The 12760-nt window shown below is 67.9% G+C and carries 12 protein-coding genes; 2 read left to right on the top strand and 10 right to left on the bottom strand.

Annotated features, from left to right (window positions below; translation table 11 throughout):
- Positions 1-14 precede the first annotated feature (14 nt).
- Positions 15-1706, top strand: coding sequence for a chaperonin GroEL (groL, locus tag AB0I12_RS01550; RefSeq protein WP_359922984.1), 1692 nt, complete (start codon positions 15-17; stop codon positions 1704-1706).
- A gap of 7 nt (positions 1707-1713) precedes the next feature.
- Here groL and AB0I12_RS01545 read toward each other — a convergent pair whose 3' ends face one another.
- The 10 genes from AB0I12_RS01545 to AB0I12_RS01500 all read right to left on the bottom strand — a co-directional run bounded on the left by AB0I12_RS01545 (position 1714) and on the right by AB0I12_RS01500 (position 11433).
- Positions 1714-2370, bottom strand: a complete 657-nt coding sequence (locus AB0I12_RS01545; protein WP_359922981.1) for a DUF2278 family protein — start codon at positions 2368-2370, stop codon at positions 1714-1716.
- Positions 2371-2447: 77 nt separating this feature from the next.
- On the bottom strand, positions 2448-4142 hold the full coding sequence (locus tag AB0I12_RS01540; RefSeq protein WP_359922978.1) for a right-handed parallel beta-helix repeat-containing protein: 1695 nt from the start codon (positions 4140-4142) through the stop codon (positions 2448-2450).
- 8 nt (positions 4143-4150) lie between these two features.
- Positions 4151-5131: an alpha/beta fold hydrolase gene (locus AB0I12_RS01535; protein ID WP_359922975.1), complete on the bottom strand. Its 981-nt coding sequence runs from the start codon at positions 5129-5131 to the stop codon at positions 4151-4153.
- A gap of 16 nt (positions 5132-5147) precedes the next feature.
- The gene (locus AB0I12_RS01530) at positions 5148-6020 is read right to left on the bottom strand and encodes a MurR/RpiR family transcriptional regulator (RefSeq protein WP_359922972.1); all 873 of its coding nucleotides are present in this window, start codon (positions 6018-6020) and stop codon (positions 5148-5150) included.
- Positions 6017-7492 (bottom strand): extracellular solute-binding protein, encoded by a 1476-nt coding sequence (locus AB0I12_RS01525; protein WP_359922969.1) that lies wholly within the window; start codon positions 7490-7492, stop codon positions 6017-6019. Before AB0I12_RS01525 ends, AB0I12_RS01530 begins: the two co-directional genes overlap by 4 nt.
- 17 nt (positions 7493-7509) lie before the next feature.
- A complete protein-coding gene (locus AB0I12_RS01520; RefSeq protein WP_359922966.1) occupies positions 7510-8421 on the bottom strand; it encodes a carbohydrate ABC transporter permease in 912 nt (303 codons plus the stop codon).
- A complete protein-coding gene (locus AB0I12_RS01515) occupies positions 8418-9311 on the bottom strand; it encodes an ABC transporter permease subunit (RefSeq protein WP_359925103.1) in 894 nt (297 codons plus the stop codon). Before AB0I12_RS01515 ends, AB0I12_RS01520 begins: the two co-directional genes overlap by 4 nt.
- Positions 9311-9838: a YesL family protein gene (locus AB0I12_RS01510; RefSeq protein ID WP_359922963.1), complete on the bottom strand. Its 528-nt coding sequence runs from the start codon at positions 9836-9838 to the stop codon at positions 9311-9313. The genes AB0I12_RS01515 and AB0I12_RS01510 overlap by 1 nt, the downstream gene beginning before the upstream one ends.
- Before the next feature lie 95 nt (positions 9839-9933).
- Positions 9934-10752, bottom strand: coding sequence for an LLM class flavin-dependent oxidoreductase (locus tag AB0I12_RS01505; protein WP_359922961.1), 819 nt, complete (start codon positions 10750-10752; stop codon positions 9934-9936).
- A gap of 81 nt (positions 10753-10833) precedes the next feature.
- Positions 10834-11433 carry an acyltransferase gene (locus AB0I12_RS01500; protein ID WP_359922958.1) on the bottom strand — a complete coding sequence of 200 codons (600 nt, stop codon included), beginning with the start codon at positions 11431-11433 and terminating at the stop codon, positions 10834-10836.
- Positions 11434-11530: 97 nt separating this feature from the next.
- On the opposite strand from AB0I12_RS01500, the gene AB0I12_RS01495 reads away from it, so the two are divergent.
- Complete coding sequence (locus AB0I12_RS01495; RefSeq protein ID WP_359922956.1) at positions 11531-12697, top strand: ROK family transcriptional regulator; 1167 nt, start codon at positions 11531-11533, stop codon at positions 12695-12697.
- The last annotated feature ends 63 nt before the right edge of the window (positions 12698-12760 follow it).

Below are 12760 nucleotides of genomic sequence, written 5' to 3'. Positions count from 1 at the left end.
TCTGGAGGGACGTCATGGCGAAGGAGCTGCGCTTCGGAGAGAACGCCCGTGATCTGCTGCTGGCCGGGGTCGACCAGCTCGCGGACGCGGTGAAGTCGACGCTCGGCCCCAAGGGCCGCAACGTGATCCTGGAGAAGATCACCGGGTCGCCGGTGGTGACCAACGACGGCGTCACGATCGCCCGGGAGATCCACCTCAAGAACCAGTTCGAGAACATGGGCGCCCAGCTGGTCAAGGAAGCCGCGATCAAGACCAACGACATCGTCGGCGACGGCACCACGACCGCGACCGTGATCGCGCAGGCGATCATCCGCGAGGGAATGGCCGCGATCGGCTCCGGCGGGAACCCCGTCCTGGTGAAGCGGGGCATCGACCTGGCCGTCGGCAAGCTGGTCGACCGGCTGCGCGAGGTCGCGCACCCGGTGGTCACCGAGCAGGACTACGCGCGGGTCGCCGCGATCTCGGCGAACGACGACGACGTGGTCGGCGCGGTGATCGCGAAGGCTCTGCACACCGTCGGCGACGGCGGCATCGTGACGGTCGAGGAGTCGTCGGTGCACGGGATGGCCGTCGACTTCGTCGAGGGTTTCGAGTTCGACAACGGCTACCTGTCGCCGTACATGGTGACCGACCCGGGAAGTCTGCAGGCGGTTCTCGACGACCCCTACATCCTGTTGTGCAGCGAGAAGATCACCAAGGTCCAGGAGGTGATGCCGCTGCTGGACCGGATCATGCGCGAGCCGCGGCCGCTGGTGATCATCGCCGAGAGCCTCGAAGGCACGGCACTCAGCATGCTGGTGCACAACCACGTCAACGGGTTGTTCCAGTGCGTCGCCGTGAAGGCGCCGGGGTTCGGCGACCGGCGGCTGCACAAGCTGGAGGACATCGCGGCGATCACCGGGGGCGCGGTCTACAGCCGGCACTCGGGCTTCAGCCTCGAGACCATGACGCTGGACCAGCTGGGCCGCGCGGACCAGGTGCGGGTGAACGCGGACCGGACGGCGATCGTGGCCGGTGCGGGCCACGAGGAAGCGGTCGCGTTCCGGGTCGCGCAGCTGCGGGCCGAGCTGGAGCGGGCGACGTTCGGCGTCGACGAGGACGTCCTGACCGAGCGGATCGGCGCGCTGTCCGGGAAGGTCGCGGTGATCCGGGTCGGTGCGCCGACACCGGCGGAGCTCAAGGAGTTGCAGCACCGGGTCGAGGACGCGCTGTCCGCGACGCGGGCCGCGATGGCCGAGGGCATCGTCGCGGGTGGTGGCATGGCCCTCCTGCATGCCGCCTCCGCGCTCGACGGCCTGGACGTGCAGGGCGACTACCGGACCGGGGTCGACATCGTCCGGCGGGCGCTGCGCGAACCGGCGTACCTGATCGCGGCGAACGCCGGCTACAACGGCGCCGAAGTGCTGCAGCGGACGTCGGCGATGGACGTCGACGACGGCTTCGACGCCCTGGAAGGTCGCTACGGCAACATGCTCACGATGGGCATCATCGACCCGCTCCGGGTGGCCCGCTCCGCGCTGCAGAACGGTGCCTCGGTCGCGGGTCTGCTCCTCACCACCAACACCCTGATCGCCGAGGAGCAGACCCCGTGGGGCGGCAGCCCTGCCCTGATGACCGAGTACGGCGCACTCGACGAGGGCCTGCACCAGCCCTCCCCCGACTCCAGCACCCCCCAGTCCCTGGGCCTCGGCCCCTCGGTCGCTTAGGAGGTGATCACAGGGGTAGGCCGTTGCCGTCGGTGGTGAGGGACTGTGGTTTGAACTTGGTCAGGACGGCGGTCAGTTCGCCGCCGGGACGTTTGATGACGGTGCCGCCGTCCTGCCAGATACCGTCGAGATGCTGGAAGGGGCCCGGAGGGTCGCCCTGGTTGTAGTGGATGTCGTGTACGCCGAGGTCGGTCGAGTACGGCGCGCCGAACACATACACGCGCTCGCATCCGAGCAGGCGCTGCTCGAGAAGGTTCAGTGCGTTGTCGGCGGTGCTGTCGATCCAGCCGAACCTGGGAGACTTCAAGATCTCGTTCAGCCAGGCGAGGAGCGGGTCGTAAACGACAGTCACGCACCCACCGGAGCCCCGCAGTAACGGCGATCTGATGTAGTCGAGGGCGCCGGACGTCGGCGTACTGGCCAGCAGATGCCACCCGTCGTTCAACGCGGCCGTCGACGCGAACAGCTGCGGGTTCAGATTGCGTACTTCGCGGTACTGGACCGGCACCCCGCTGGGCGTCGACACATCCACCGCACACTCGTACTCACCGGCCGGAGCGGCGATGTACATCTTCCCGTGGTACCAGGATCCGAAGTCGTCGGGATCCTCTCGGGCGAACCGCACCAGACGACCGACGAGGACTCCATAGCTCGCTAAAGGCATTGCCCCTCCCCCACCGCGCGAATCTCCCTCCATCATGACCGTGATGGAGGGAGAACGCACTGTTGCCGAGCGCGGGGTTATCCGGCGTCAGCGCCGATGTTGGGTGGGTTGGGGATGGTGGTGCCGTAGTAGTCGACACCGCCGTTGCCGGAGACCGGGGTGCCTGCGCCGAGAGCCGGGGAGCCGGTCTTGAGGGTGTACGCCTGGGGGCAGGGCTGCGGTCCGGTTCCGGACGGCGGCGACCAGGTGCAGGTGCCGCCGGCGCCGGGCGACGTGAAGAGCGGGTCGCCCCAGACGGCGCCCGATTCGAGACCGGCCGCGTTCCAGGCTGCGAAGTCGGCGTACGTCGTGCCGCTCCAGCGCCAGCCGCCGGTGTTCGTCCCGTAGTACAGGTTGTTCGCCAGCGTCATACCGGTCTGGTTGTAGGGGTTGTAGTAGAACTGACCGGTCTTGCCGAAGTTGTTCCGGTTGGCCAGGTAGCAGATGTTGTCCTTGATCTGCGAACCGGCGGCCCAGACACCCGTGCTGTAGCCGAAGTTGAAGCAGGCGCTGGCGCCCTGCTTCTTGTTCGCGCTCTGGTCCTTGTTGCTGAAGAACGTGTTGCCGTAGATGGACAGCGCGTTCTTCGGCGCCGCCGGCACGACGTCCATCAGACCGCCCTGCGCCAACGCCCAGTCGTCGTTCTCCGAGATGTTGTACCGGTAGGTGTTCGGTCCCCAGACGCGGGACGCCGCGGTCGACGTGTACGCGAGCAGCCCGCTGCCGGCGTTGTCGTGGGTGTAGTTGTACTCGACGAGAGAATTCGTCGTACCGCCGTCGAGATCGATGCCGTCCCAGTCACAGCCGGCCGTGTACGCCGGTACGGGCTGGACCTTGTAGACCTCGTTGTTGCGGATCGTCACGTTGTTGGACGTGTACGACATGATCCCGCTGGTGCCGCCGCACGACGTCACGTTCGCGCCGATGTCGTGCACGATGTTGCGCTGGATGAGTGCGCCGTTCCACCCGTTCGCGGTGATCGCGGCGCCGGTCGAGCTGGGCGCCATGCCGAGGTTGTAGACGGTGTTGCCCTCGACCCGGACGTTGCTGATGTTCAGGCCGGATCCCCAGCCGTACACACCCGGTCCGGCGTTCGACGTGACGCTCGCGCCGTACAGCTTGTTGTTGACGATCTGTACGTCGTTCAACGGGCCTGAGTTCCCGTTGACCGCGTAGCCGAGCACCATGATCTGCCCGCCGAACGTGCTGGTGCTGCCGCTCGGTGTGGCGAAGCCGGAGATGTCCGCGTAGTTGATCTGCAGGCCGCTCGTCGCCGTGGACGAGCTCTGGTTCTCCAGCAGCACACCGGCCGCGGTCGTGCTGCCGTTGACCAGTTTGACGTTGTTCAGCTGGAAACCGTTCACGGCGTCCGCGGTGACGGCCGCGGAGTAGTCGCCCGTGCAGTTCGAGGAGATCGTGGCCTTCCCGGTGCCGTAGGACGCGACCCGGAACGGGACCGACGCCGCCGAGGCCGGGACGTTCGTGGGATTGAAGACCAGGCAGCCGGTGAAGGTCGAACCGCCTTCGAAGGAGATCAGGCTGCCTTGTGGATAGGTGAAGCTGTTGACCTTCGCGATCGTCTTCCAGGCCTCGCTGGGCGACAGGCCGCTGTTGCTGTCACTGCCGGTGGCCGACACGTAGTACGTTCCGGCAGCGGCCTGGGCGGGACTCGTGAGTGCGCCCACCAGAAGCACACTCACCACCGCTGCGACCCCGAATGCTCTTGCTCTCATCCTGCTCCTCACTTCGTGATGTTCGCGAACCAGTCCAGTTGGGCGTCCTGCTGGTACGTCTGACCTCCCTCGTGCTCGTTGTAGGGATAGACCTCGATCTGCTTGTCCGCGCTGCCGTAATGGTTGAAGGCGGCGAACACCGTCGAGGGCGGGCAGGTGGCGTCCATCAGCGCGACCGAGAACAGCGCCGGCGCCGTCGCCAGCCGGCCGAGGTTGACGCCGTCGAAGTAGCCGAGCGTGCGGAGCGCCGCGTCAGCATGGTGCCGGAACCCCTTCAGATATTGGGTGATCTCGTTGTAGCGCCCGTGGTCGGTGAGCTGCAGCGCCCGCTCGAAGTGGCACAGGAACGGTACGTCAGGGGCGCAGCCGAGCAGCTCGATCCCGGCGATCGGCGCCAGGCCGGCTGCCGCGATCGCGATGCCGCCGCCCTGACTGACTCCGGCGACGATGAGCTTGCCGGGATCCACGAGCGGCGAGGTCCGGGCCGCGTCGAGGGCCCGCACCGCGTCGATGAAGACCCGGCGGTAGTAGTACGTCTCGGGATCCGTGATGCCCGCCGTCAGGAACCCGGGGGTGTGGTTCAGACCGGCGTACGGGCTGTCGTCCGGCGTACCGCTGCCGCCGGCCGTCCAGCCCTGGCCGCGGGTGTCCGTGACGAAGTGGGCGTAGCCGGCCTGCGCCCACAGGTTCGTCGCGTGCGGGAAGCCTCGGCCTCCGGAGTACCCGTGGTACTGCACGACGGTCGGCAACGGACCGGTCGCGCCGGTCGGAACGTGCAGCCAGCCCTTCACCGGCGAGCCGTCGAAACCGGCGTAAGTGACGTCGTAGGTGTCGATCACCGCGAGCTTGTTGTCGATCAGGGTGAACGTGGCGGACAGGTCGTCGGTGCGCGCCTTCTCGATCGAGCGGCGCCAGAAATCGACCAGGTCGGCGGGCGCGGCCACCTCGGGCCGGTACTCGCGGAGCTTGTCGAGGGAAAGGTCGAACATGGCCATAAGAGGTCCTTCAGCTGTCGGGACGGACGACGGGTTGCCCGGGCCCGTTCGGCGCGTTGGCGGTGAGGTGATCGGGAACGCGCTGGGCGACCAGCACGAACAGCAGCCCCGCGGTCAGCGTGTCGCTCGCGCGGCCGGCGAAGAACTCGGTCCAGGTCCCGCCGGCCGGCGTACCGGTGTCGAGCGTGATCTCGGCGGCCCGCCCGAGCGGTGAGGTGGGGACCCCCGTGATCGCCACGGTCAACGCGCTGCGGGCCTTCGACCGCTTGACGAACTCCAGCATGGTGTTGTCGTGTCCCGAGCGCGTCACGATCAGCGCGACGTCACCGTCGTCGAGCAGCCCGGCGCCGATCTCCGAGGACTGCGGACCGTCGAAGAACCACACCGGGATCCCGATCCGCAGCAGCCGGATGTACAGCTCGCGCGCCGGGATCGCATCGCCCCACTCGCCGTAGATATGCGTCCGCCGAGCGGCCGCGATCGCGTCCGCGACCCGGGTCGCCGCCTCCAGGTCGATCGCGGCCAACGCGTTCCGCAACGCGTTCGCCTGCGTCGACGCGAGCACGTTCAGCACCTGCTCGGGCGGATCCGCCGGGCCGATCGCCGACCCGATGTCACTCGCCCAGCCGGCCTCGACCCCGCGACCGACCTCCATCGCCAGGGCCGCACGCAGCGCCGGGTACCCGGCGTACCCGAGGTGCGTCGACAGCCGGGTCACCGCCGACGCCGACGTCTGCGCAGCCTCGGCCAGCTTGGTGATCGAGCCGCGCGAGACCTCGTCCGGGTTCGCCAGGATCTGGTCGGCGACGCGCCGGAGCGAACCGCTCAGCTCCGGCAACGCCCGCTTGACCAACTCGACAGGGCTCGGGGTGTCGGCTCTCACTTGGCCAGTCCGAGATCGGTGAGCTGCTGCTGTGCCCCCTCGACGTACTTGCCGTAGCCGAACTTGTTCGTCAGGTCGCTGACGAAGGCGTCGTACTGCGAGAGCGGCTTCTTCCCGCTGATGAACTGGACCAGCTGCTCGTTCGAGTACCGGTCGGCGTCGACCTGGTTGTAGCCCTCCGGATTGACCACCAGGCTTTGGTACGTGTCCATCAGCGGCTGCTTGGCGGCGAAGTCGATGTACTTCTTCTGCGCCGCGAACTTGATCCCGAGGTACTCGCCCTCGTCCCGCCCGGTGAGCTGGTAGAGCCAGAACCAGCCGCCGTCGGTCGCCAGCTTCGGCGTCGCCTTCACCTTGCCGTCGGCAACCGTGTAGTGCGTGCCCTCGATACCGTACGACACCAGCCGGTTACCTGCCTCGCCGGAGATGTACTCGACGAACTTCATGATGTTCTTGAGCTTCGCCTCGTCTTTGCCCACCTTGGCCGGGATCGCGTAGATCGACGCGAAGTTCTCGTCGTACGGCATCGCACCCGGACCGGCCGGGCCGGCCAGCGGCGGCAGCTGGATCCACTGCGCGCCCGGTTGCGCCTTCTTCGCCGACGCGGTGAACTCGGGCTTGGTCATCTGTGGCCAGCTCTGGCAGAGGATCCCGGCCTTGCCCTGCATGGCACGCTCCTGAGCCTGTGCAAGCGTGCTGCTGAGAAAGTCGGGGTCCACCACCTTCGCGTTGACCAGCTTGGCCACGTACTCCAGAGCGGTCTTGGTGTCCGGATCCTGGTAGCCGTTGACGATCTTGCCGTCCTCGACGTACTCCGCGCCGGGGCCGCCGGTGCCGAAGCCGCCCCACAGCGGCGCCCACGGATCGGCGTCCTTGCCGCCGGTGATCCCGTAGGTGTCCGGCTTCCCGTTGCCGTCCGGGTCCTTGCTGGTGAAGGCGGTCGCGACCGCGAACAGGTCGTCGGTCGTCTTCGGTACGGCGAGCCCCAGCTTGTCCAGCCAGTCCTTGCGGATCCAGTACGTGCTGTACGCGTACTGCGGGCGCTTCACCACGCCGTACGTCTTGCCGTCCAGGATCGCCGCCTTCATCTGATCCTTGCCGACGAACGACGTGTACTGCTTCAGATCCGTGTCCAGGTACTTCGTCAGGTCGAGCACCAGGCCCTGCTTGACGAACTGCTGCAACCTCGAGCGGTCGACCTGGAACAGGTCCGGCGCATCCCCGCCGGCGAGCGACGCCGACAGCTGCGCGTAATAGTCGTCGCTCGAACCGACAGCATTCAGCTTGACGTCCAGGCCGAGCTCCTTCTTCAGCGCCTGCCCGATGACGTCGTCCTTCGGTGGCACCGCACCGAAGCTGACCTCGCTGATCGCGAGCTCGGTGTCCCCCGCTCCGTCGGCGCCCTCTCCCGACGAGCAGGCCGTGAGCAGCAACGCGCTGCCGAGCGCAACCGCAACAACACTTCTGTACATCTCTACTCCTAGTTGATTCAGCCCTTCACGGAGCCGAGCAGAACGCCCTTCTGGAAGTGCTTCTGCACGAACGGATAGACGGCGATCATCGGGATCGCCGCGACGACGACCGCGGCCATCTGCACGGTCACCAACGGCAGGACGGCGTCGGCGTTCTCGGTCGCCTGCGAGCGCGCCAGTAGGTTGCGCACCACCACCTGCAGCGGCAGCAGATCCTGGTCGCGGACGTAGAGGATCGCCTGGAAGAACTCGTTCCAGTGCGAGACGCCGTAGAACAGGCCGAGCGTGAGCATCACCGGCACCGAGAGCGGCAGCAGGACCTGGAGCAGGATCCGCAGCTCGCCGGCGCCGTCGATCCGGGCCGCGTCGACCAGTTCCTCCGGGATACCTTCGAAGAACGTCTTCATGATCAGCACGTTGAACACCGACACGGCACCCGGCACGATCATCGCCCAGACGGTGTCGAGCAGACCGGTCGCCTTGACGATCAGGTACGTCGGGATCATCCCGGCGCCGAACACCGTCGTGAACAACGCGATCAGGAGCACCGCGCTGCGTCCCGGCAGGTCCTTGCGGGACAGCGGGTAGGCCATCAACGTGGTCAGCAGCATGTTCAGCGCGGTGCCGACGACCGTGATGAAGACCGTGACCGACAACGCCCGCGGGATCGCCGGATCGGACAGCAGTTCGCGGTATGCGTCGAACGTGATCGATCGCGGGATCACGATGTAGCCGCCGTTGCGGAGCACCTCGCCGTACGGCGTGATCGAGGCGGCGACGACGAACAGCAGCGGGAAGACGCAGACGACCGCGACGACGATCAGCGCGAGGTACACGATGCCGTTGGCGATGCGGTCCTCGCGACTGCTGATGCGAGTCGTGCTGCGGGCGCCGGCGCGAGGCTTGATCCTGGTCCTGACGAGTGTCACCACAGTTGACCGTCCCAGCGCTTGGCGATCCGGTTGGCGGCCAGGATCAGCACCAGCCCGATGATCGACTTGAACAGGCCGGCGGCCGCCGCCAGCGAGAAGTTGAGGTTCTCCAGGCCGGTACGGAACACCCAGGTGTCGAGGATGTCGGCGACCGGATACACCTGCAGGTTGTAGAAGATGTAGACCTGCTCGAACCCCGCCTCCAGCACATGGCCGAGGCGCAGCACCAGCAGCAGGATGATGACGTTGCGGATCCCCGGCAGCGTGATGTGCCAGATCTGCCGCAGCCGGTTCGCGCCGTCCACCCGGGCGACCTCGTACCGGGACGGATCGATGCCGACCATGGCGGCCAGGTAGATGATCGCGCCCCAGCCCATGTCCTTCCACACCTCGGTCCCGACCAGCACCGACCGGAACCAGTCCGTCGAGGTCAGGAACCCGACCGTGTGGCCGGTCAGTTGCTCGAGCCAACGATTCACCAGGCCGGTGCTCTCGGACAGGAAGGCGCCGGTGATGCCGAAGATGATCACCCAGGACAGGAAGTGCGGCATGTAGCTGAGCGTCTGCACCCAGCGCCGCATCCAGGTCAGCCGGCACTCGTTCAGCAACAACGCCAGCACCAGCGGCAGCGCCGTACCCCAGACGATCTTGTAGATCGACAGCAGGAACGTGTTGCGCAGCAGCTGACCGAAGTACGGCGAACCGAAGAGCTCACTGAAGTGGCCGTACCACGGGTGCACCCACGGGCTGGCGACGATGCCCTCACCCAGCGAGTAGTCCTTGAACGCGACCACGATCCCGTACATCGGCGCGTACTTGTAGACCGCGAGATACACCAGCGCCGGCACCAGCATCACATACAGAACCCAGTACCGCCGGGCCCGCATCACGGGGCGCACCAACGCTGAACCGACGACACCAGCAGGGCCGTCACCAGCAACGGCGCCGCCGGGAACACGACCGTCAACGCTGCCGCGAACCCCAGCAGACCAAGGGTTTTCGCGGTGGCGGCCGGTTTACCGACCGCGAGCTGGACGGACGCCTTGAGGATCTGCGGCAGCGACATCTCGTAGCCGACCATGAGCGTGAACGCGTACGCCGCGGTCACCGCCACCAGCGCGGCGGCGACGACCGTGCCCGTCGGCAGGAACAGCACCAGGAACAGGAACTGCAGCACGAACGCCTGCCGGAAGTTCTCCCGGAAGTACCGCAGGAACGACCGCGCCAGCGGCGGCTCCAGGCCCCGGTTCCACTCCCGGACGACCCCGAAGACCGCCGCGGTGGCCGGGCCGGCGGTGACCACCGGCACGCACGCAAGCAGCCACAGCACGTTGAGTGCGACGACGCGGGCGAACCGGTCGGCGGCGGTATAGGCCCGGGACGCGAGCACTCCCCCAGGCGATCTCGACCTCACACGCACGCTCCTCTCATCCGGCAGATCGCGGAAAAGATTAGCGAGAGAGGTCGGTCTTGCCTAGCTTTCATGCAAATGTTTTTCAGTCAACCCGCCTACCGCCCGGCCAGCTCGGCCACGACCGGCGCGAGCAGGTCGGCGAAGTCGGCGCCGATCACGAAGTACGAGAAGCCGATCTCCTCGCGCCGCCGCTGGATCTCCTCGGCCGCTGCGGCGGGGTCACTCGGCAGGATGACGAGCGAGTCGGCCGCGCGGAGCGCTGCGGTGTCGAGGTTGGGCCCCGCCATGAACGGAGCGGCACGGTCACCGACGGCGGCGACATGCTGGGCCAGTTCCATGTCCCCGCGGCCGGCGAAGTCGCGGACCCGTTTCGTGGTCTCGGCCCGATCGTCGTCCGTTGCGAGGACGAACGTGACCGCGTCGGCGACCTCGAGCGCCAGCGCCTGCGACTTCGGCCCGCTCACCGCCATGACCACCGGCGTGTGCAGATCGGGGCCGTCGAACCTCCGGAGGGCCTTCACGGTCTCGCGCATCCTGGCACGACGCTCGGCCGGGGAGACGGCGGGCTGCCCCAACTCGACTTCGATCCCGGGCCGGCCGGCTCCGATCCCCATCTCGAAGCGGCCTTCGGTGAGCACCGAGAGTGAGTGCGCTTCCCACGCCGTGCTCCATGATTCGCGCAGCGCGGCGGCGTACACCCACGAGCCGATCCGCAGGTCAGTGAGCGCGGCCGCGGTCGCCAGCGTAGGACCAAGCGTTGGTTGCCACGTGGGCACGTCGGGCATCAGCAACGTTGAGTAACCATGATCGGCGATCCGCCGGACGCGGTCCCGCCACGCCCGCAGGTCAGGACCGACCGGGGCAACGACCCCGAAGCGGAATGGTCTGGTGGCGTGCGTGGCCCGGTCGGGCATCGTGGTTCTCCTTGACTCTGGGGGCCGTCTTTCGGTCCCTTTGCCCTCTCCACGAACCAGCTACCCGGAATCCGACAGCTGTCAGGCTCGGGCGTTCGGGTAGGTGACGGCTCGCAGGACCTTCGCCGGGGCGCCGGCCGCGACGGAGTACGGCGGGATGTCCTGCGTGACGACGCTGTTGGCGCCGATCACGCACCTCTCGCCGATCGTCACGCCGCTCGTGACGACCACGTTCGCGCCCAGCCAGACGTTGTCGCCGATCCGCGTCGGGCCCTTTGAGTCGAACCCCTGCCACGGCACCGGCCGGTCCGGATCGTCGTACCGGTGATTGGCGTCCGTCACGAAGCACCCGTTCGCCAGCATGCAGTGCGACCCGATCTCCACCAGGTCGAGCGCCGCGACCATCACCGCGATGTTGAGGAACGTCCCCTCCCCGATCCGCACCCGCCCCTCGTCGCCCGTCGTGATCCACACATTGGGCTCGAACAGCGTGTTGGCCCCGACCTCGAGCCGCCCGTCCCGCAAGGCTTCCAGCACGTTCCCGTGCAACGGCCACCGCGCGAACGCCCCGCGCCGCATCAGCTCCCAGTGGATCCGCCCCCGGTTCCACGGCAACGAACTCCGCTGGTACCAACGCCACTTCTGCACCCAAGCCGTCAGCTGCCCACGAAGCTCCTCCACACCCGCCAGGCTACGCGGCAAGGCTGTTGGACGGTGGTGCGCTGGTCGGGCCATAGTGTGCGACTGGCTCTTGCGGCGTGACTCGGGGAGGTGCCGGATGGAGACTGGCTCTGACGGCGGTGACCAGTCGAGGCTGAGACAGCTCAACGAACGTGCGGTCCTCCGCGCCGTCCGCGGCGCCGGCGGGCTCAGGGTTTCGGAGCTCGTCGACCAGACCGGGCTGGGCCGGACCGCGATCGAGGATCTCGTCCTGAGCCTGGTCGAGCGGCGCTGGCTGACCGAGGAACGGTCGGCCGCCGGAGCGCGTGGGCGGCCCGCGCGGACCTATCGGTTCCGTGCCGAGGCCGGCTACGTCGCAGGGGTCGACATCGGCGCGTACGGCGTCCGCGCGGTGCTCTCGGACCTGGCCGGCGAGGTGATCGCGACGGCTCGCCAGGAGCTGGCGCCGTCCGACCCGCGAGCGGATCGGTTGGACGCCGCGGACAGAGCCATCTCGGCCTGCATCGACGCCGCACCTGCGGGTACGGGCGTCTGGGCCGTCGGCGTCGGAACGACTGGGACGGTCGACAGCGCCGGGCGAGTGACTCGCTCCGGCGCGATCCCGGATTGGCCGGGAGCCGACCTGGCCGCCCACTTCCGCGACAGCCGGCACGCGTTGGTTGTCGTGGACAACGACAGCCAGCTCGCGGCGGTAGCCGAGCACCGGCGCGGAGCGGCCCAAGGGGTCGCCGACCTGGTGCTCCTGCAAGCAGGCCGTCGCACCGGCCTCGCCACCGTCGTCGACGGCCGGTTGCGCCGCGGGTTCCACGGAGCGGCCGGTGACCTGTCGTCGTTGCCGATGGTCAAGTGGGAGGCGGCGATCAAGTACCTGCATCGCTGCGCCGCGGTGCCGGACAGCGTTCCACTGAAGGATCGTGCGGAGCGGGTCTTCGAGGCGGCTCGCACAGGCAACCGGGCCGCCGCGACCGCGGTCCGTCGCTACGTCGAGGCGATGGCCGTCGCTGCCGCCACCGCCATCGGCATCGTCGATCCGCAGGTTCTGGTGGTCGGCGGTGCATTCTCCCGGTCCGCCGACCTCATCCTCGAGCCGCTGCGCGTCGAGCTGGAAGAGCTGGCGGGAGAAGTGCCGGAGCTGCGCGCGTCCTCGCTCGGCGCCGAGTCTGTCGCGCTCGGCGGGATCAGCCTCGCACTGGACGCTCTCGACGTCCGCCTGCTCTCCGGCTCGCGCGGCGCGTTGCCCGAGCTGGCAGCCGAGAGCCTCTGACCGAACTCCCGATCGTTGACACCGATCTCTCGCGGCCTGAATAATGCCGGAAAGAGGCATAAA

It is taken from the genome of Kribbella sp. NPDC050459 (genome assembly GCF_040655315.1).
Lineage (GTDB): Bacteria > Actinomycetota > Actinomycetes > Propionibacteriales > Kribbellaceae > Kribbella.
Note: the sequence above shows the minus strand (reverse complement) of the source record. Positions and strands in the feature narration are given on the sequence as shown.

What these genes read in the sequence shown, in the direction of transcription:
- groL (WP_359922984.1), top strand. Translation starts at nt 15, where the DNA reads ATGGCGAAGGAGCTGCGCTTCGGAGAGAACGCCCGTGATCTGCTGCTG.
- AB0I12_RS01545 (WP_359922981.1), bottom strand. Translation starts at nt 2,370, where the DNA reads ATGCCTTTAGCGAGCTATGGAGTCCTCGTCGGTCGTCTGGTGCGGTTC.
- AB0I12_RS01540 (WP_359922978.1), bottom strand. Translation starts at nt 4,142, where the DNA reads ATGAGAGCAAGAGCATTCGGGGTCGCAGCGGTGGTGAGTGTGCTTCTG.
- AB0I12_RS01535 (WP_359922975.1), bottom strand. Translation starts at nt 5,131, where the DNA reads ATGTTCGACCTTTCCCTCGACAAGCTCCGCGAGTACCGGCCCGAGGTG.
- AB0I12_RS01525 (WP_359922969.1), bottom strand. Translation starts at nt 7,492, where the DNA reads ATGTACAGAAGTGTTGTTGCGGTTGCGCTCGGCAGCGCGTTGCTGCTC.
- AB0I12_RS01515 (WP_359925103.1), bottom strand. Translation starts at nt 9,311, where the DNA reads ATGCGGGCCCGGCGGTACTGGGTTCTGTATGTGATGCTGGTGCCGGCG.
- AB0I12_RS01505 (WP_359922961.1), bottom strand. Translation starts at nt 10,752, where the DNA reads ATGCCCGACCGGGCCACGCACGCCACCAGACCATTCCGCTTCGGGGTC.
- AB0I12_RS01495 (WP_359922956.1), top strand. Translation starts at nt 11,531, where the DNA reads ATGGAGACTGGCTCTGACGGCGGTGACCAGTCGAGGCTGAGACAGCTC.